This is a genomic window from Photobacterium sp. 1_MG-2023 (assembly GCF_030547945.1).
Taxonomy (GTDB): domain Bacteria; phylum Pseudomonadota; class Gammaproteobacteria; order Enterobacterales; family Vibrionaceae; genus Photobacterium.
The window spans coordinates 67,219-86,473 of sequence record NZ_JAUORR010000021.1 but is presented as its reverse complement, the minus strand read 5'-3'; the positions used below and the strand labels follow the sequence as shown (position 1 = coordinate 86,473).

Below are 19,255 nucleotides of genomic sequence, written 5' to 3'. Positions count from 1 at the left end.
TGCGGGGGCCGGATTTGAACCGACGACCTTCGGGTTATGAGCCCGACGAGCTACCAAGCTGCTCCACCCCGCGTCCGAATATACTGAAAAGCAAACTAAAACATTATTGCCTTTCGAGGCTGCGCATTATACGAGGAAAAAAGGCGGATGCAATAGTTCTGAAAAAAAATCTCCGCCATTCAGCTCAAGCGTTCATTAAAACATCAAATCTTAAAGATTTGTTCACGATAAAAACGCAGTTCAGCTATCGAATCCCGGATATCATCCAGTGCCAGATGACTTCCCTTTTTGTGAAGGTCATCCAAAATTTCAGGTTTCCAGCGACGCGTCAGCTCTTTCAGGGTGCTGACATCCAGATAGCGGTAATGGAAATAAGATTCCAGTTCAGGCATATAACGATATAAGAACCGACGATCCTGACCAATGCTATTACCACAGATTGGGGATTTGCCCTTCGGGACCCACTGTTCCAGAAACGCGATCGTCTGACGAACGGCTTCCTGTTCATTGATCTGACTTTGTTCTACCCGTGCAACCAGGCCACTGTTCGTATGGGTATTGGTGCACCAGTCATCCATTTTTGCCAGTTCTTCCGGTGGCTGATGAATGGCCAGTACCGGTCCTTCAGCCAAAATGTTCAGCTGAGGGTCGGTAACAATGGTCGCAATTTCAATGATTTTGTGAGTCTCGGGATCCAGACCTGTCATTTCCAGATCGATCCAAATCAGGTTCTGATCGCTGATTGTCATTGGAAGTTGCCTATTTGATGACTAAAGCATGTATCATACTTAGCCTGAAATGAAAGCCAACCAAACTGAACGATAATCTTGTGGCAAAAAAGAAAAAGCTGACTAAAGGTCAGAGCCGGCGTGTCCGCTCTAATCAAAATAAGCGCCTTAATCGTGGCGCAGAAGAAGTCCAGTGGGATGAAGCCCTGCTGGAGAATGCCCGTGAAGGCCTTGTGATTACGCGTTTCGGCCAGCACGCCGATATTGAAGATCCACAAACCGGGGACATTCACCGCTGTAACCTGCGTCGCAGCATTCAGAGCCTGGTCTCTGGGGATCGGGTTGTCTGGCGGCCAGGCGTTGAAACACTCCAGGGCATTGCTGGTGTCGTCGAGGCGGTGCATGAACGCACGTCCGTTTTGACACGCCCAGACTATTATGATGGTGTGAAGCCGGTGGCGGCAAACGTGGATCGAATTATCATCGTTTCTTCTGTGTTGCCGGAACTGTCACTCAACATTATTGACCGCTATCTGGTGGCTTCAGAGACGGTGGCTATCGAGCCCCTGATCGTCCTCAATAAAGTCGATCTGCTGGATGACGCAAGCCGCACTCAGGTTGAGGAAACACTCGCACTTTACCGTGCCATTGGATACGAAGTACGTTACGTCAGTACTGTGACCGGAGAAGGTTTGGATGCCCTGAAAGCCGATTTAAAAGGCCATATCAGTATCTTCGCCGGGCAATCCGGTGTCGGTAAATCCAGTCTGGTGAATGCATTGATGCCAGAAGTTGAAGCAGAGATCGGTGCGGTGTCAGAGAACTCCGGACTGGGTCAGCACACAACCACAGCGGCGAGGCTCTATCATTTTGCCGAAGGCGGCGATTTGATCGATTCCCCGGGAGTGCGCGAATTTGGTCTCTGGCATCTGGAACCGGAACAAGTGACCAAAGCATTTGTCGAATTCCGTGACTATCTCGGTGGCTGTAAATTCCGTGACTGTAAACACAAAGACGATCCCGGCTGCCTGCTGCGTAAAGCGCTGGCTGAAGGCAAGATCAGTCAGACACGCTTTGACAGCTACCATAAAATCATCGACAGCATGTCGGAAAACGTCGCAAACCGTCAGTTTTCCCGGAACAAGCAAAATTAAGCCGTGACTTTGCGAGCTGGCTTCCTCTTCCGGCAGCACTGCCTGACTTCACCAACGAAGTCGGGTAGAATTCGCTGCCCGGGTCAGCGTCGCATCAAGTGACAGACCAAGCAATTGATTTATCATACATTTGGAATCTTATTGTGAGCGATAACCTGAAAATTGGCCTGCAATATTGCGCGCCGAAACATGCCCTGACCCGTCTGGCAGGCAAGTTAGCTGATTTGAAAGGCGGCTTTGTAACCACCGCGGTCATCCGCTGGTTTATCAACCGCTATAAAGTTGATATGTCTGAGGCCCGAAACGAAGATCCGGGTGCCTACACGACTTTCAACGACTTTTTCGTGCGCGAGCTGAAAGAAGACGCACGTCCATTGAATACGGAAGCCGATGTCTTTTGTCATCCGGCTGATGCCTGTGTCAGCCAATTGGGCCCGATTGAAAAAGGCCAGTTAATTCAGGCGAAAGGGCACACTTACGAAGCGGTTGAATTGCTGGGTGGCGATCAGGCGCTGGCTGATGAGTTCGCCGAAGGCGAATTTGCAACCTTGTATCTGTCGCCACGCGACTACCACCGAGTCCATATGCCTTGTGACGGGACACTGCGTCAGATGATTTATGTTCCGGGCGATCTGTTCTCGGTCAATCCGCTGACCGCAGAGAACGTGCCGAACCTGTTTGCCCGCAATGAGCGCGTGGTGTGTATCTTTGATACTGAGTTCGGTCCGGTGGCTCAGGTGTTGGTCGGCGCGACCATTGTTGGCAGTATCGAAACCGTCTGGGCTGGCACCATTACCCCACCGCGTGGTCCAGTTGTCCGTCGCTGGGATTATCCGGCGGAAGGTGAGCAAGCCATTACCCTGAAAAAAGGGGAAGAGATGGGCCGCTTCAAGCTGGGTTCCACCGTCATCAACCTGTTCCCGAAAGGCATGGTGAATTTCGAGCCAGTTCTGGCGCCGAATGTTCCAACCCGGATGGGTGAAGCCTATGCCCGCTTGCAATCGCCTGTGGCGGCGGAAGCAAACGACGCATAAGTCGGACAATCATCGCTAAAGGGACGTTCATCACGTCCCTTTTTTAATGCCTGATTTTTGATCTGCTCCAGCATATGCATAAACACGACATGTTAAGCTGCCTGAGCCAGTTTTGAGTCAGAGCATCCAACATGCGGGAACTATCTTTCGTACAACTGCTGAAATTACTGATCGCCTTTGGCCTGCCATTTGCCCTGCTGCAAATCCCCACTGAAGCCATCCCGCTGGACGGACTGACCCTGATTCAGCACCGGTTACTGGCAATTTTCGTCATGGCTGCCCTGCTCTGGATACTCGAACCTGTTCCGGTTTATGCCACATCTTTACTGATCATCGTACTGGAACTGATCCTGCTGTCAGATCAAAGCCTCCGCATTTTCCGTCATCCCGCTGACAACCCCGCTTTCGGTGTTCTGCTCTCTTATACTGATATTTTTCACGCCTTCGCCTCCCCAATTATCATGCTGTTTCTGGGTGGATTTGCGCTGGCCATTGCCGCAGCGAAATACAGACTGGATACCAATCTGGCCCGGGTCCTGCTCAAGCCCTTCGGCCATGAACCTCGCTATATTATGCTGGGACTCATGCTGATCACAGCCGTGTTTTCGATGTTCATGTCAAACACGGCTACGACCGTGATGATGCTGGCCCTACTGACTCCCATTCTGGCTTCGGTGCCGAAAGAAGATACCGGCGTAAAAGCTCTGGTGCTGGCTGTGCCTGTCGCCGCAAATACCGGCGGTATCGCCACCCCTATCGGCACACCGCCAAATGCCATCGCACTGCAATACCTCACCGGTGAGCACAGCATCAGTTTTCTGAGCTGGATGGCCATCGGCTTACCCTTCGTGCTCCTTCAGCTTGGGCTGGCCTGGTGGTTACTGCAGCGCCTGTTTCCAGCCCGGCTTTCTGTACTTGAGCTCAAACTGGACGGACAGTTCCAGCAATGCTGGCAAGCCTGGGTGGTCTATCTGACGTTCGGGATCACCATTCTGCTGTGGCTGACCACCGCAATTCATGGCATGAATGCCTACGTGGTTGCGCTGATCCCGCTGACTGTGTTTACCCTGACGGGCATCATTGGCAAAGAAGAGCTCAAGCTATTCAACTGGGATGTGCTCTGGCTCGTTGCCGGAGGGATCGCCATCGGCATGGCGCTGGAAAAAACCGGACTGGCCCGGCAACTGGCTCATGCGATCGATTATGCGCTGATGCCTGCCCTGCTCGTGCTGGCCCTGCTTTCCTTGCTGTGCTGGCTGATGGCAAATTTTATGTCCAACACCGCAACCGCCAACTTGCTGATGCCCATCGGCGCAGCGATTGCCACCTCAGTTCCGACACTGGCTGGCACCGGCGGCCTGATGTCCATGCTGGTGATTCTGGCATTTTCTGCATCTTTAGGCATGGTTCTGCCCGTCTCAACGCCACCGAACTCTCTGGCTTATTCAACAGGGTTATTCCACAGCCGGGATATGATGAAAATCGGGATGCTGGTCGGCCTCAGTGGGCTGGGGCTGCTTTATCTGGCAGCGTTATTGTTTTTATGAATGCATCCCTGTAACACTCGCACCTAAAACTGGCATCATGATCACAGCTTAACAATAGACCTGTTAATTTGATGTAAAGCAAACATCGGTTTCGCTGATAATTCTGGTTGAGTCACTTATGGCATCTTGACCGCCTTCGTCGGGATGAGAAGGGGTCAACCAAACCGGAATTGCAGTATGAAATTCACGATTAAGCTAAAAATACAGGTAGCCATTGCTGCCATCATTGCGACCGTCAGCGCGATTCAGGCTGGCATCTCTATTTCCCAGCTTCGCGAAGAAACCACCAGCGAAGTGAATGCACAAATGAGCGCGATCAGCGCAGCAACCGGCGACTATATTGCCGACTGGCTGGACGCCCGACGCAATCTCATGCTGGCAAACCTGCCACTGATTGCCACGACAGACAATGTCGATCGAGAATTACTACTGACCAAACGGGCCGGTGATTTTCTGTCGGTCTATGCCGGATTTACGGACGGCAGCATTGCGTATGGCGATAAAACGGAAGACTGGCCGGCTGATTATGATCCCCGTACCCGCCCTTGGTATCAGGATGCCATCAAGTCCAGCAAACTCATCCTGACCGAGCCTTATCAGGATTTTGACGGTAGCCTGGTGGTCAGTTTTGCCCGCGCATTTCATGGCGAACGCCAGGGTGTGCTCGCCGCCGATCTGACGGTGACTCACATTATCGACAAAATCCTCAGTCTGAAGATCGACAATGCCGGCAGCGCCTTTCTGATTGACGGTAATAATACACTGGTGGCCTATCAGGACGCCTCTCTCAGCCGCAAGCCGCTGACACAGCTGGATAACGATCTGACTCCCAGCTTTATCCGCAGCCTGAACGGCAGCCAGACCGTTGCCGAGTTCCATTTTGATAAAGATAACAGTGATAAACTGATTCTGGTGGCACCGATTGCCGGCACAGACTGGTCTATCGGGATCATGGAAGACAAATCCATGGCCTATGCGGCCATTGGTAAAGTGCTTTCCTTTACGCTGCTGGCCTCACTCTTGATGTATGTCGTCATCGCCATGATCGCCGGTCTGATTATCAATAGCCTGCTCCGCCCGCTCAGTGAACTGAACCGCTCTGTTCATGCACTCACGCAGGGCAGCGGCGATCTCACCCAGCGCATTGCCATTGAGCGTATGGATGAAGTTGGTGAACTGGCAGAAAACATGAACCTGTTCCTGAGCCAGCTGCAGCATATGATTCAGGGCATCGTGAGCCGTTCGAATACGTTAAGTGAACAGGCCGGGCAATCTTACCATCAGGCGCGTCAGGCCTCAGAACGGGTCAACGGCCAGCAGAATGAGATCAACCAGATCGCCACGGCCATCCATGAAATGTCGGCCACCGCTGCCGAAGTGGCCAGCCATGCCGAACTGACCGCCTCCGCAGCGCAGTCGTCCACCGGCGCTTGCGCGCAGGGACAAAGTGTCATCAGCCAGAACCGCGAGGCCATTGTGTCGCTGGCCAATCAGGTGCAGGATGCAGCCCGAGTCATTCAGGCACTGGAAGCCAATGCGCAGGACATCAACCATATTCTGGCAACCATCCAGGGCATCGCAGAACAAACCAATCTGCTGGCCTTGAATGCCGCGATTGAAGCCGCCCGTGCCGGTGAACAAGGCCGCGGTTTTGCAGTGGTGGCCGACGAAGTGCGTGTGCTGAGTCAGCGAACCCACGACTCCACGGAAGAAATCCGGGCCATGATTGAAACCCTGCAGAATAACACCCGCCAGGCCGTTGACAGCATGGGCGCCAGCACGGATCTGGCCGGTCAGAGTGTCGATTATGCACAGGCAGCCAGTGACAGCCTGACGCAAATCACCCAGTCCATTGGGGAAATTTCAGATATGGCCACGCAAATCGCCAGCGCAGCAGAAGAGCAGCGGGCGGTCAGTGAAGATATCAGCCGCAATACACAGGCCATTCGCGATGTGTCGGATCATCTGGCAACCCAGACTCAGGATGTCAGCCACAGCGCTCAGTCGATGAATCAGTCTGCGGAAGCGATGCGGCAGGACGTTTCTCGCTTCAAAATTTAACGCCCCTGCTTCACTGGACATGGCCAGCTCTGCTGGCCGTGTTTTCCCCCTGATACAGACCTTCTTTCTCCCATACCAATTTCGGCCACTTTGCTGCATGATATGCAGCCAATCAGCATGACGCACTGCCTTCGCAGTCATTTTCAATAAGGATATCCATGGGCTACGAATGGCTGGCACTGGCCGCCGCCGCACTCTGGGCGGTCAGCAGTTTAATCTCCGTGACACCCTCCCGCCATTTAGGTGCTTTTGCCTACAGCCGCTGGCGCATGGCCTGCGTCACCCTGATGCTCACCGCCATGGCCGCATTCAACGGTGGCTGGTCCACGGTTTCCTGGGACTTCGCACTGGTGATGGTGCTGTCCGGGCTGATTGGGATCTTCATTGGAGATACCGCCCTGTTTGCCTGTTTTAACCGGGTTGGTCCGCGACGGGGCGGACTGCTGTTCTCCTGTCATGCCGTCTTCTCGGCGCTGCTCGGGATCTGGCTGTTTGATGAAAGCTTGTTCGGCTGGAAACTGGTGGGCGCGTTACTGGTTTTTACCGGGGTCGTGACCGCCATTTTATTCGGCCAGAAAAGTCAGAAACATCAGATTGAAGCCATCACCGGCAGTCTGGGCGTGGCGGTGATGCTGGGGTTAACTGCGGCATTGTGTCAGTCACTCGGGGCGATTATTGCCAAACCGGCCATGCAGACAACACTGGATCCGGTGGCTGCTTCTGCAATGCGAATGGCCGCAGCGTTCAGCGCGCATAGTGTGCTGCGCCTGAGCGGCGCGCAGATTGCCAAACCACGCCAGCCTATCAACGGGCGGATCCTCGGGATGGTGGCACTGAACGGATTTCTGGCCATGGCCGTCGGCATGACCCTGATTTTATTCGCACTGCAGCATGGCGATGTCGGGATGGTGGCTTTATTATCCGCCACCACCCCTATCATGATCCTGCCATTGCTCTGGCTTTACACCCGACATCGTCCACCGGCGGCAGCCTGGCTGGGCGCCATTCTGGCCGTGATTGGCACCGGGCTGATCCTGCAGTTTTGAGCCAGACAAGGCTCAGGCAATCGTGACGGGAAACGCTGTAACCTGGGCAATATGAGTCTGTTTCAGCGCCAGCATCACCAGACGGTCGATGCCCAGTGCAACCCCGGCACAGTCGGGGAATCCAGCTTTCAGCGCAGCGACCAGATGATGATCAATCGGCTGAGGTGGTAACCCCATAGAAACACGCTTGGCATTATCAGCTTCAAAGCGCGCCAGTTGCTCATCACCATCTGAGAGTTCATGAAAGCCGTTTGCCAGTTCAATTCCCTGATGATAGACCTCAAAGCGTTCTGCCACGCGGTTGTCTGTTGGACTGATCCGCGCCAGTGCCGCCTGAGACGCTGGAAAGTCATACACAAAGGCTGGCACCTGCTGCCCGATCACCGGCTCCACACCCATGCTGAACATCAGTTGCAGCAAGGTATCGCGATCGGTTTCATTTGCCGCCACATCGCCCAGATTCAGCGGCAACGCCGCTTGTTTCAGCGTATCCATGGAAGCGGTCAGCGGGCAGACAGACAGCACTTGTAAGAAAGCCTGCTGATAACTCATCCGCTCTGCAGCACCGCAGTGCAGGACCTGCTGCAACAGCGCATCCATTTCATCCATCAGCGCGTGATGGTCGAAACCGGGGCGGTACCACTCCAGCATGGTAAATTCCGGATTGTGATAACGGCCGGATTCTTCATTGCGGAAGGATTTACAGATCTGATAGATCGGGCCGCTGCCTGCCGACAACAGACGTTTCATATGAAACTCCGGACTGGTCATCAGATATAAGGTCTGGCCGTCAGCAAAGCCCGGCCCGACAAACGCCGTCTGAAAAGTATGCAGGTGAATATCGGTGACAGTAGCCTGGCTCATGGCCGGGGTATCCACTTCCAAAACATCGCGTTGTGCGAAAAAATCACGAACCGACGCCAGAATTTCAGCGCGCTGTCGCAGGGTTGCGATCTCAGCGGTGGGTTGCCAATGCATTGTCATAGGAGAGTCTTTTTTCATCTGAGTCGAAAATTGCAGACATGAAACGGGGATGAAAACAACAAAGGCCGCATGATGCGGCCCTTGTCTGATCACGCGATGAATTACTTCACGCGGCTGACGTATTCCGCAGAGCGGGTGTCAATTTTAATCACTTCACCGATTTGGATGAACAGGGGTACACGCACCACTGCACCGGTTGACAGCGTGGCTGGCTTACCGCCCGTGCCCTGAGTATCGCCTTTCAGACCCGGATCCGTTTCAACCACTTCCAGTTCAACGAAGTTTGGTGGCGCCACTGCGATTGGGTTACCATTCCACAGGGTCAGCGTACAGGTGTTGTTTTCAACCAGCCACTTCGCATTGTCGCCCACTGCTTTCAGATCAGCTGCGATTTGCTCGAAGGTTTCATTGTTCATGAAGTGGTAGAATTCACCGTCGTTGTACAAGTAATCCAGATCCGTATCAACGACGTCTGCCGCTTCAACGGAGTCGCCAGACTTGAAGGTTTTTTCCAGAACCTTGCCAGACAGCAGCTTACGGATTTTGACTCGGTTGAATGCCTGGCCTTTGCCTGGCTTCACAAATTCGTTTTCGATAATGACACAGGGTTCATTATCGAGCATAATTTTCATTCCGCCGCGGAATTCATTCGTGCTGAAAGACGCCATTTTTTTCCTCTTAACATCTTCGAGTTATTTTCATGCCGCACATCATAACCCGAAACGTCGCCACTGTTGAGCAAAACTGGCTCGCTCAGTTAGCCAATGCGATCTCGGATCCGCTTGAACTTCTCCGGCTGCTGGAGATTGATCCCGCCCCCTGGCAAGAAGGGCTGGCAGCCAGAAAGCTGTTTGCGCAGCGTGTTCCCAGAAGCTTCGTCGATCGGATGGAAATTGGCAACCCGCACGATCCGTTGCTGCGTCAGGTTCTACCACTGGCCGAAGAGTTTGAAGTACACGAAGGCTTTTCTCAGGATCCGCTGGAAGAGCAGCAAAACGAACAGCCCGGCCTGTTGCACAAATACCGCAACCGGGTGCTGCTGATTGTGAAAGGGGGCTGCGCAATCAACTGTCGTTACTGTTTCCGCCGTCATTTTCCGTATCAGGATAATCCGGGCGGCAAACGTCAGTGGCAGCAGGCGCTGGATTACATTGCTGCGCATCCGGAGCTGAACGAAGTCATTCTCTCTGGCGGTGATCCGCTGATGGCAAAAGACAGTGAATTGCGCTGGCTGATTGAAGGCATCGCCGAAATCCCGCATATCAAACGGCTGCGGATCCACACCCGGCTGCCTGTCGTGATTCCGGCTCGGATCACGCCGGAGTTCTGTTCGCTGCTGAAACATATCCGGCTGCAAACCATTCTGGTCACCCATATCAATCATGCCAATGAAATCAACGACACCCTGTCTCAGGCATTGTCGCCATTGCGTGATGCCGGGGTAACCCTGCTCAATCAGGGTGTCCTGCTGCGGGGGGTCAATGATTCCGTAGACGCACTGGTGAATCTGAGTGAATCCCTGTTTGATGCCGGGATTCTGCCTTATTACCTGCATGTACTGGACAAGGTTCAGGGCGCTGCCCACTTCATGGTCAGCGATGAGGAAGCCCGCCGGCTCATGGCCGGACTGATCGCACAGGTCTCGGGTTATCTGGTTCCGAAACTGACCCGGGAGATTGGTGGGCGCAACAGTAAAACGCCTCTGGATTTACATCTGGAATAAATGAAACGAGCAGCGGCCCCTCCCAAGTTTTTGCCGCTGCGCCAATGTCTGGTGAATAAAAAGCAATAAATCACCACAAAAAACAACCTTTCCCACATCCCGAAAACAACAGCACATACACCTGAAAAACAAAACAAAAACAAATAAAAAACAAATAAAATTAATCAATGATTAGCATTTGAAAGTGTTAATAATGTCAATAGACTGGCCGCCGAATACACGGGTATACATTTTTTGTGATTCACATCACTCACTCTAGCATTCGGAATAAGTCATGACTGCCAATTGGAACCTAAAAACCAAGCTTTCGATGCTGTTCACAGCCATCGCGCTTATAATCATCGCGGCCTTGTCTGCGATTTCTTACCACACTCTGGTCAATTCAGCGATGAGCAGTATTGACACTGAACTAAACACAGCAGCTTATGCCGTGGAGCAGCTCATTGGCGATCTGCCCAACGATGAAGCCAACCGTGATGACGCCCTTTATGACGACATTTCATCCCATCTGACCCATTTTACACAGGGGGCCAAGCTGGAATGGGCTTATGCCACCGTACGTCGTGGCGGCCAGGTGTATTACACCTACATCAACCGCGATGAAAAAGAGTGGAAAAGTGGCCGATACAAAAACTGGTATCTGGAGCGCTATCAGCAAGTGCCGGAAATGCTGTATGAAGCCTTCCGAACAGAGCAGGCTCAGTATCAGAGCTATCAGGGCGAATTCGGCCTGTACCGGTCGATTTTTGTGCCTTTCCGAAATGATAACGGAGAAGTTCATGTCATCGGGATTGATGTCAAACTCACCGACATTGAAGAAGTCAAAACGGAAGCTCTGAAGAAAACCTTCATAGTCGCTGCCATCTTTCTCGTTCTGGCCGTGTTTATCGGCCGCATGATTGCCAACCTGATCGTGACGCCGATCAACGGCCTGAACGCAGTATTACGCTCGCTGGCAAACGGCAACTGGGATCTGAACCAGCGCGTCAAAGTGAGCAGCCAGGATGAAATCGGAGAAATGTCCGATTCCTTTAATATCTTCATGGCAGCCCTGCGGAACCGTATGCTGGAAGTCCAGCAGTCATCAGACAGCGTCGCCGCTACCAGCGCGCAACTGGATTCACTGATCCGCGCGGTCGCCGAGCGTTCTGTCACGCAGTCCGATCATGTCGGCAGCAGTGCAACCGCCATCGAAGAACTGGCCGCCAGTGCACAAAGCATCACCGAGATTGTCGACAACGCCAATCAGCAGATGGGTCAGTTTGAACTGCTGACACAAAGCACCGTTGAAGCCATTGATCATGCAGTCCGCGGGATGCAGTCGGTCCAGACGGAAACCAATACCGTCGCCCATAAACTGCTGCAGCTGGACAGCCGTGCCGGTGAAATCAATTCAATTGTTGAAGTAATCAAAGACATCGCCGATCAAACCAACCTGCTGGCACTCAACGCTGCAATTGAAGCAGCACGTGCCGGTACGCAAGGCCGCGGCTTTGCGGTCGTCGCTGACGAAGTACGTCAGCTGTCTGAACGCACCTCAAAAGCGACCGTCGAGATCAGCACCATGATCCGCTCGATTCAGACAGACACCAGCGACACCACGCAAACCATGCAACACGCCGTCGATCGTGTCGACAGCAGCGTGCAGCATGCAGATCAAGCCAACGCATCCCTCAGTTCCTTTAACCAGGAAATCTCAGCGGTCAGTTCCGGCATGGAAGAAATCGCCGGTTCGGTCAAGGAGCAGGCTCACGCCTCAGATCATCTGTCTCGCAATGTCGCTTCTCTGAGTGACAGCGCGGAAGAAAACCGCCTGTCCACTCTGGAAGCTCAGCAGGGTGTTGATGAACTGAAACGCCGTGCGAATGCACTGCATCAGGTCGTCAATCAATTCTCCCTGTAACCTGTAATAACAACAGAGACTTACAATGAAAAACTTTAAATTCTCACTGATTGCCCTCGCCATGATGGGGACAACTTCTGCTTCAATGCATGCGACTGCTGCACCAATGCTGCCAAGCATTGAGCACGCGAACACCATGGATGAAGTTCAAACTGCGAATGCATGGGTAGAAGTCGACAAGGCAGCGTTTGAATCGAATATTATGCACCTGCAAAACCATGTTGGCAGCAGCACCGAGATCTGTGCCGTCATGAAAGCAGACGCCTACGGAAATGGTATTGCCAACCTGATGCCTTCCGTAATACAAAGCGGGATCTCTTGCGTGGGGATCACCAGTAATGCGGAAGCACGTCTGGCGCGTGAGCTGGGCTTTAACGGCCGCCTGATGCGTCTGCGTGCTGCGACTCCGTCTGAGATCGAAACCGCTGTCGATCTGGGACTGGAAGAGCTGATCGGCACCAAGCAGCAGGCAAAAATTATTGCTCGCATCGCACGTAAACACGGCACGGTGATCCCGGTACATCTGGCACTGAACTCTGCCAGCATGGGCCGTAACGGTCTGGAAATGCGCACCAAGCACGGGAAAAAAGAAGCCCGTAAGATTGTAAACACCCGTCACCTGCAAGTGGTCGGTATCATGACGCACTTCCCGACGGAAGATCTGAATGAAATCCGTGACGGCCTGCACCAGTTCAAACAAGACAGCCAGTGGATTTTCAACCACACGGATCTGGATCGTGATGATGTATTGCTGCACGTGGCAAACTCTTTCACCACACTGATGGTGCCGGAAGCACATCTGGACATGGTTCGTACCGGTGGCGCGCTGTATGGTGACACCACGCCAGCATACCCTGAGTACAAGCGCATTGTGTCGTTCAAGACGCAGGTTGCTTCTGTGCACCGTCTGCCAAAAGGCTCAACCATTGGTTACAGCAAAACAGAAACACTGACGCGTAATTCTGTGCTGGCTAACCTGCCGCTCGGTTATTCTGATGCATTCCCGCGCTCAATGAGCCGTGTGGGTGAAGTACTGATTAACGGTCAGCGTGCCAAAGTACTGGGTTCAACGTCAATGAACACCACCATGGTCGACATCACAGATATCAAAGGCGTGAGACCTGGCGATGAAGTGGTGCTGTTTGGCCGTCAGGGCCGCGACGAAATCACCATTGGCGAAACAGAAGATCACTCAGGCCGGATTCTGTCTGAAATCTACACGCTGTGGGGCACGTCCAACCCGAAAGTGCTGAAATAATTCAGCCCTCCCCTGAGACCATCCCCCCTTTGGTCTCAGGGGACCTTTCCAGCCAGCTTCTTCTCTGCATTCCTCTTGATTGAGTAAATTCTCTTCTCGTCACCATGAAAAGAGATCATGGTCCAACCTCTCGATTCTTGGTCACTTTCAAGGCATATTCTGCGTCCGTTTTACTGAGCTGAAATTCCAGGTTCGCCAGCCAACCCGCTCAGATTCCTCCAGCTTTTTGATGAGAACACGATGAAAATTGGCATTTTGTCCCAGAACGCAAATCTGTATTCCACCCGTCGTCTGCGCGAAGCCTGTGAGCAGCGCGGCCATGAAGCGGTGGTGATAAACGCCCTGCGCTGTTACATGAACATCAACTCCGTTCAGCCCTCGATTCACTTTGAAGGACACGATCTGGTCGGTATTGATGCCATTATTCCGCGAATCGGGGCGGATATTACGTTTTACGGCTGTTCTGTGCTGCGCCAGTTTGAAATGATGAATGTGTTTTCCATCAACCAGTCGATTGCAATTTCGCGCTCCCGGGACAAACTGCGCTCCCTGCAGCTACTGAGCCGCAAAGGTATTGGTATGCCAATCACAGGCTTTGCCAGCAAACCGGACGACATCAAAGATCTGATTAAAATGGTGGGGGGCACGCCGGTCGTGATCAAACTGCTGGAAGGGACTCAGGGCATTGGCGTGGTACTGGCAGAAACCCAGAAAGCAGCCGAGAGCGTGATTGAAGCCTTCATGGGCCTGAAAGCCAACATCATGATTCAGGAGTACATCGCCGAAGCTGGCGGTGCTGATATTCGCTGTTTTGTCCTGGGCGATAAAGTCATTGCATCGATGAAACGTCAGGCGGCTGACGGTGAATTCCGCTCAAACCTGCACCGGGGTGGCAGTGCATCTCTGGTCCGTATCACCCCGGAAGAACGCCGCACTGCGGTTGCCGCAGCCAAAGCCATGGGGCTTCATGTTGCAGGTGTCGATTTGCTGCGCTCCAACCGGGGGCCGCTGATCATGGAAGTGAACTCATCGCCGGGCCTGGAAGGCATTGAACATGCGACCGGCAAAGACATTGCCAGCATGATTGTTGAATACATTGAAAAACACGCTAAGAAGAAGCGTCGTCATCAGGATCAGTAATTCCCCCAAGGCTGCGTGTTTACCTCACGCAGCCTGTACAGCAAATCGATTAAAGTTCAGCAAAATCCTGACCAGATCCAACCCACAGAATGAGTCGCATCACAAACAAAACATAAGTTATTGTTTTTATAAGATAAAAAGTCATGTACAGCTTTTCCGGCAATTTTCACAATGAACTCTGACGGATGATTTGTCAGACATAAACAGCCAGCCCCGGACAAACGACAAATAAAACATCATTCCGTACAGCATTTACCACAGACAGCAGTTTATTGGTGTACACTTTCAACCAGTGAATCAATCGCCATCAGAGAAACACCCAAGTCACTGAAAATAAATGAAAAAATTATCTGTACAGCTTTTCCGGCTTTTTCCCAGGTGAACTGTTTTTTTCTCAGACTCAACACTAGTGAATCAGGAAAAACGAAAGGATCTGTTGCAGAGCAGAACATACAGCTTTCTGCAGAAAAATCAGCATTTTACTGTACGCATTGATTGCCATCATTCTCAAACATCAAAAAATATAACTAAAGTACTGATTTAAAATAAAATAAATTCAGCGTGCAGCTTTTCAGGCTTTTTTCCGGATGAACCTGAGATCGGCTTTCACTCTGTCTCCTCAGAGCTGCTCAAGAAATGCGGCTTTTGCTGTCGCAGCCGTTTTATTCGCGACCGACAATTTCTTAATGGAATTACTGACATGGAAGTTCACGGTTCGCTCGCTGATCCCCAACAAGATTGCAATTTCTTTAGACGATTTACCTTCACTGCACCAGCGCAGGATATTTTTCTCTCTGAGGGTTAATACATCTTTGATCGCATCATCTTCCTCTGACATCAGCGCATCCCGAAGCGCTTTATGAGTCAGTTGCGACAGCCACAGAAACAAAGTTTCCACAGGGAGCTGAGAGGTCACCTCTGCCGGCGCTTTACCAGCAAATGTCAGAACGCCCAGTCGGCCATAACAATCTCTGACGGACTGCGTCCAACCCTGTGCTATCCCGAGTGCGACCAATGTTTGCCAGAGTTCTTCATGCTGAAGATAAAAATCAGCATCCCACTGAAACAACAATGTCGAATGCTGCGCCTGCTCCATGACCGGGTCCTGTAAGTATGTCCGAGTCTGCTTATATTGATTTACAAAGGCGTCAGGAAGGTTGGTCTCCATCTGCATCTTCGGATTGCTGAGGGGATAACCTGAAAAAATGGTGTAGGCAAAATATCGAAAACCGAGTTGCTGTGCACAATGTGCCAGCGTTTCCAGAAACGCGGCCTGATCCTCCACCTCCGCCTGTAGTTTTGCCATGATCTCTTCTGTTTTCACTTCCATGTAAGACTCCCGGGTTGGTTTGAATACCGCTCTGACCATCACAGATGCTGGCGCACTAAAAAATAAAAGCATCAAGTTGCATAATTAATGCCCGAACTCGACGGACCGGTCAAGTGAAATACGGGCGGCCTTTGGCCAGAAGGGAGGGATAATCAAGCCGAGCATTGAGGTAAAGAGAAAAAAATCACCCCGGACAGACAAAACTGCCGGGGTGATTTCGTGGGGGAACAGGGAGCTCGCTAAGAAACAGTGGATTTTGTCTGCTGCGCCTGACGCAACTGGTGAACCCAGTCCTGCTGATAATCAAATACCGCCGTTTCAGCCACTTGCTGGCCCTGTTTCACAATCGCTTTCACAGCCTGAATCGCCTGCGGGGATTTTCCGGCTATCTGCTCAGCAAGTTGCAACGCAGTCTGCAATGCATCCGATTCGCACAAGCGAGATACAACACCCTGAATATGGGCTTCCTCGGCCGTGATCACTTGACCGCTCAGTAACCAGTCCATGGCAATAAACGGGGATATCCGCAACGGCAACCGGGCACATCCGCCCTGCGCTGCCACCAGGCCCAGGCCGGTTTCCGGAAAGCTGAATCGCGCGCTTCGGCTGGCAACAATCAAGTCACAGGCCAGCGCCATTTCAAACCCACCGCCGTAAGCCACACCATCGACGGCAGCAATGAGCACTTTGCTCAGCTGTGCATGGATCAGTCCGGCAAAGCCGTTCGGTTCAACAACCGGTAATTCTCCCTGCCGGAATGCCTGAATATCCATTCCGGCAGAAAAACAGCCTGGCTGTCCCGCCAGCACAACGACCCGGATGTACTGGTCTGCTTCACAGTCATCCAGATGCTGCTGAATCTCACGGGCCATCGCCAGATTCATGGCATTTTTCTTATCCGGGCGGTTCAGTTGAATCACAGCGATCTCCGGCCGTGGCCGGGTCAGTACAACCAAGGATTCAGGATTCATAAACAGGCTGCTCCTCGTGAAAATAGCGGACAGCAATCAAAATCGCCGCAATCCCCAGTGGCAGTGACAGCAAAGGCAGGTATTCCACCGGCCAGAGATACAGAGACACGCCGCCCATCATGCCTCCGGCAGCAATCCCGGCATACAGGACGGAACTGTTCAGTGAGACAGTCAGCGCCCCGAAACGCTCCGACAGTGACAACAGATGATGCTGAATGGGTACCAGATACATCCAACCGGTGATCCCCCAAACCAGGAAAATCCCGATCACAGACCATGGTGATGTCAGGTTGAAAGACAACAGGAACAAAGACAGCGTCTGAATCGTCACCGCCACCAGCAATACAAATTTGCTGCCCAGCGTGTCTGTCATCACACCGGAGATAAAGTTACCCATCACGGCGCCCACCCCGAAAATCAACAGTGCTACGGGCAAAATAGCGTTTCCGGCCAGCACAGTATCCTGCAGCAGGACACTGACATAGCTGTAAACAATGTGCTCAGAGCAAACTGCGAAAAAGGTGACCAGTAATGTTGTAAGGACTGCTTTCTGACGCAGTGGTGCCAGTCGCTCCTGCAGTGAATGTTTGCCCGGAGGCGCGAAATCCTGCAATAACAGGGTAAGGCCGAAAAATGAAATCCCCCCCAGGACCGCTATCATCAGAAAGATTTCACGCCAGCCAATGAACTGTGCCAGAAAAGTTCCCAATGGTATTCCCAAGGCAATTGCCAGGGTCATGCCACCATAAACCACTGAAATGGCCATGCCTTTTCGGTTTTCCGGCACAAGCTGTGCAGCGGCCGCAGCCGCCTGCGGGGTGAAGGAAGCAGCGCCGAGTGCAGCGAGAACCCGCCCCGCGGAGACAACGAAGTAGCTCGTTGCAAACGCGCACATCATGTTTCCAAGAATAAAGAGCAGCAATGCAATCTGCAGGATATTCTTCCGGTTCAGGTTTCCCATCAGCCAGGCACTGAGCGGCGCGAACACCATATAACTCAGACCAAAGATAGTGATGAGCTGACCGGTTTGAGACGCACTGGTAGAAAAGCTGTCTGAGATTTCAGACAGCACACCTGCAACGATGAAAGCATCGGTCCCGATAGCGAAGGTTCCCGTTGCCATCAGGCACAGGGCCAGCCGGTAACCGTGATTCTGTGGTGAACTCATTCAGTCCTCCCTGAATCCACTTGTTGCCAGACCTCTGTCAGTGCCACAAGGAATTGATCGACATCTTTGATCGTATGCGCTGCTGTCGGCGTGACCCGCAAACGTTCGGTTCCAGCGGGCACTGTCGGCGCATTCACGGGCTGAACGTAGATCTGATACTGGTCCAGCAGCATTTTGCTGATGGCTTTATTCTTAAACGGGTCACCCACATGGATGGCCAGAATATGGCTGTCTTCTGAAACCAGCGGGATCCGAGCATCCCGCAATCCGGCTTTCAGATGCTCAATAATCGCCAGCAGATGCTTGCGCTGCATATCATTTTCCATGGTGTACCGGAAGCTTGCCAAAGCCCCGGCAACCACAGGAGCCGGTGATGAAGTACTGAATACAAAGGCGGGTGCCCAGCTGCGAATTCCTTCAACCACCGAACGGGGAGCCGCAATATAACCGCCTGCTGAACCATAAGATTTCCCAAATCCACCCTGGATCATGGTGATCCGATCCAGTAATCCTTTGGCTTCTGCGTACCCCAGCCCCTGCGCACCATAAATTCCTGCAGCGTGAATTTCATCCAGATAAGTCATGGCGTTGTATTGCTCAGCCAGTTCGACCATCGCCTCAATCGGGGCAAAATCTCCGTCCATGGAATACAGAGATTCAAATGCAATCAGCTTGGGACGTTCAGGATCAGCTTCTGCCAGTAATTCAGCTAAATGCGCCACATCATTGTGCCGGAAGATTTTCTTCTCAGCCTTCCCGTGCCGAATACCATAAATCATCGATGCGTGGTTCAGCGCATCGGAATAAACAATCAGATTTGGAATCACGTTGCACAAGGTTGACAGAGTGGCATCGTTCGCACCAAAACCTGTCGTGAACAGCAGCGCTGCTTCTTTGTGATAAGCGTCTGCCAGCAGGTGTTCCAGCTCGGTATGATAAACCGAAGTCCCAGAAATACTGCGCGCACCGCAAGTCCCCAGTCCCACCCGGTTCAGGGCATCCGTCGCAGCCAGCAGGACCTTCGGATGGTGACTCATCGCCAGATAATCATTGGAGCACCAAACGTTGATCCGCTGATCCCCTGCCGACGTGTGATTCACCACCCAGGGTTTATCAACCACGCTCCGCTCAAGATTCAGATACTCCCGGAAACGGCCCAGCTTTTTGGTTTCTTCGAGTTTTTGTTCCAGAGTTCGTAATGCGTCCAT

At 52.4% G+C, this 19,255-nt stretch carries 16 protein-coding genes and 1 tRNA gene; 9 read left to right on the top strand and 8 right to left on the bottom strand.

All coding sequences use genetic code 11. From position 1 onward, the window contains the following. Positions 1-73: transfer RNA gene (locus Q4579_RS16895), tRNA-Met, on the bottom strand. A gap of 130 nt (positions 74-203) precedes the next feature. Then, on the bottom strand, positions 204-749 hold the full coding sequence (gene orn, locus Q4579_RS16890) for an oligoribonuclease (RefSeq protein WP_303565795.1): 546 nt from the start codon (positions 747-749) through the stop codon (positions 204-206). An 80-nt stretch (positions 750-829) separates the two neighbouring features. Here orn and rsgA point away from each other — a divergent pair, with 80 nt between their 5' ends. From rsgA to Q4579_RS16865, 5 genes are all read left to right on the top strand, one after another. Beyond that, on the top strand, positions 830-1,882 hold the full coding sequence (gene rsgA, locus Q4579_RS16885; protein WP_303565794.1) for a small ribosomal subunit biogenesis GTPase RsgA: 1,053 nt from the start codon (positions 830-832) through the stop codon (positions 1,880-1,882). A gap of 143 nt (positions 1,883-2,025) precedes the next feature. Further along, on the top strand, positions 2,026-2,916 hold the full coding sequence (gene asd, locus Q4579_RS16880) for an archaetidylserine decarboxylase (RefSeq protein ID WP_303565793.1): 891 nt from the start codon (positions 2,026-2,028) through the stop codon (positions 2,914-2,916). A gap of 131 nt (positions 2,917-3,047) precedes the next feature. Beyond that, on the top strand, positions 3,048-4,463 hold the full coding sequence (locus Q4579_RS16875; protein ID WP_303565791.1) for a DASS family sodium-coupled anion symporter: 1,416 nt from the start codon (positions 3,048-3,050) through the stop codon (positions 4,461-4,463). A gap of 177 nt (positions 4,464-4,640) precedes the next feature. Next, positions 4,641-6,524 (top strand): methyl-accepting chemotaxis protein, encoded by a 1,884-nt coding sequence (locus Q4579_RS16870; protein WP_303565790.1) that lies wholly within the window; start codon positions 4,641-4,643, stop codon positions 6,522-6,524. Positions 6,525-6,682: 158 nt separating this feature from the next. Next, a complete protein-coding gene (locus Q4579_RS16865) occupies positions 6,683-7,570 on the top strand; it encodes a DMT family transporter (protein ID WP_303565789.1) in 888 nt (295 codons plus the stop codon). 12 nt (positions 7,571-7,582) lie between these two features. On the opposite strand, the gene epmA is transcribed toward Q4579_RS16865, so the two are convergent. Together epmA and efp are read right to left on the bottom strand one after the other, a co-directional pair. After that, complete coding sequence (gene epmA, locus Q4579_RS16860) at positions 7,583-8,548, bottom strand: elongation factor P--(R)-beta-lysine ligase (protein ID WP_303565800.1); 966 nt, start codon at positions 8,546-8,548, stop codon at positions 7,583-7,585. Between the two features lie 107 nt (positions 8,549-8,655). Continuing rightward, on the bottom strand, positions 8,656-9,222 hold the full coding sequence (gene efp, locus Q4579_RS16855) for an elongation factor P (RefSeq protein ID WP_303565788.1): 567 nt from the start codon (positions 9,220-9,222) through the stop codon (positions 8,656-8,658). 32 nt (positions 9,223-9,254) lie between these two features. Between efp and epmB the strand changes: the two genes are divergently transcribed. The 4 genes from epmB (at position 9,255) to rimK (ending at position 14,578) form a co-directional block, all read left to right on the top strand. After that, positions 9,255-10,277, top strand: a complete 1,023-nt coding sequence (gene epmB / locus Q4579_RS16850; RefSeq protein ID WP_303565786.1) for an EF-P beta-lysylation protein EpmB — start codon at positions 9,255-9,257, stop codon at positions 10,275-10,277. A 274-nt stretch (positions 10,278-10,551) separates the two neighbouring features. Further along, a complete protein-coding gene (locus Q4579_RS16845; RefSeq protein ID WP_303565784.1) occupies positions 10,552-12,180 on the top strand; it encodes a methyl-accepting chemotaxis protein in 1,629 nt (542 codons plus the stop codon). A gap of 25 nt (positions 12,181-12,205) precedes the next feature. Then, on the top strand, positions 12,206-13,438 hold the full coding sequence (gene alr, locus Q4579_RS16840) for an alanine racemase (protein WP_303565783.1): 1,233 nt from the start codon (positions 12,206-12,208) through the stop codon (positions 13,436-13,438). A 240-nt stretch (positions 13,439-13,678) separates the two neighbouring features. Continuing rightward, on the top strand, positions 13,679-14,578 hold the full coding sequence (gene rimK / locus Q4579_RS16835; RefSeq protein WP_211646883.1) for a 30S ribosomal protein S6--L-glutamate ligase: 900 nt from the start codon (positions 13,679-13,681) through the stop codon (positions 14,576-14,578). Between the two features lie 619 nt (positions 14,579-15,197). Here rimK and Q4579_RS16830 read toward each other — a convergent pair. The 4 genes from Q4579_RS16830 to hemA all read right to left on the bottom strand — a co-directional run bounded on the left by Q4579_RS16830 (position 15,198) and on the right by hemA (position 19,255). Beyond that, positions 15,198-15,908: an autoinducer binding domain-containing protein gene (locus Q4579_RS16830; protein WP_303565782.1), complete on the bottom strand. Its 711-nt coding sequence runs from the start codon at positions 15,906-15,908 to the stop codon at positions 15,198-15,200. A 239-nt stretch (positions 15,909-16,147) separates the two neighbouring features. Further along, positions 16,148-16,879, bottom strand: coding sequence for an enoyl-CoA hydratase-related protein (locus Q4579_RS16825; protein ID WP_303565781.1), 732 nt, complete (start codon positions 16,877-16,879; stop codon positions 16,148-16,150). Beyond that, a complete protein-coding gene (locus tag Q4579_RS16820; RefSeq protein WP_303565779.1) occupies positions 16,869-18,047 on the bottom strand; it encodes an MFS transporter in 1,179 nt (392 codons plus the stop codon). Before Q4579_RS16820 ends, Q4579_RS16825 begins: the two co-directional genes overlap by 11 nt. Beyond that, a complete protein-coding gene (gene hemA, locus Q4579_RS16815; RefSeq protein ID WP_303565777.1) occupies positions 18,044-19,255 on the bottom strand; it encodes a 5-aminolevulinate synthase in 1,212 nt (403 codons plus the stop codon). Before hemA ends, Q4579_RS16820 begins: the two co-directional genes overlap by 4 nt.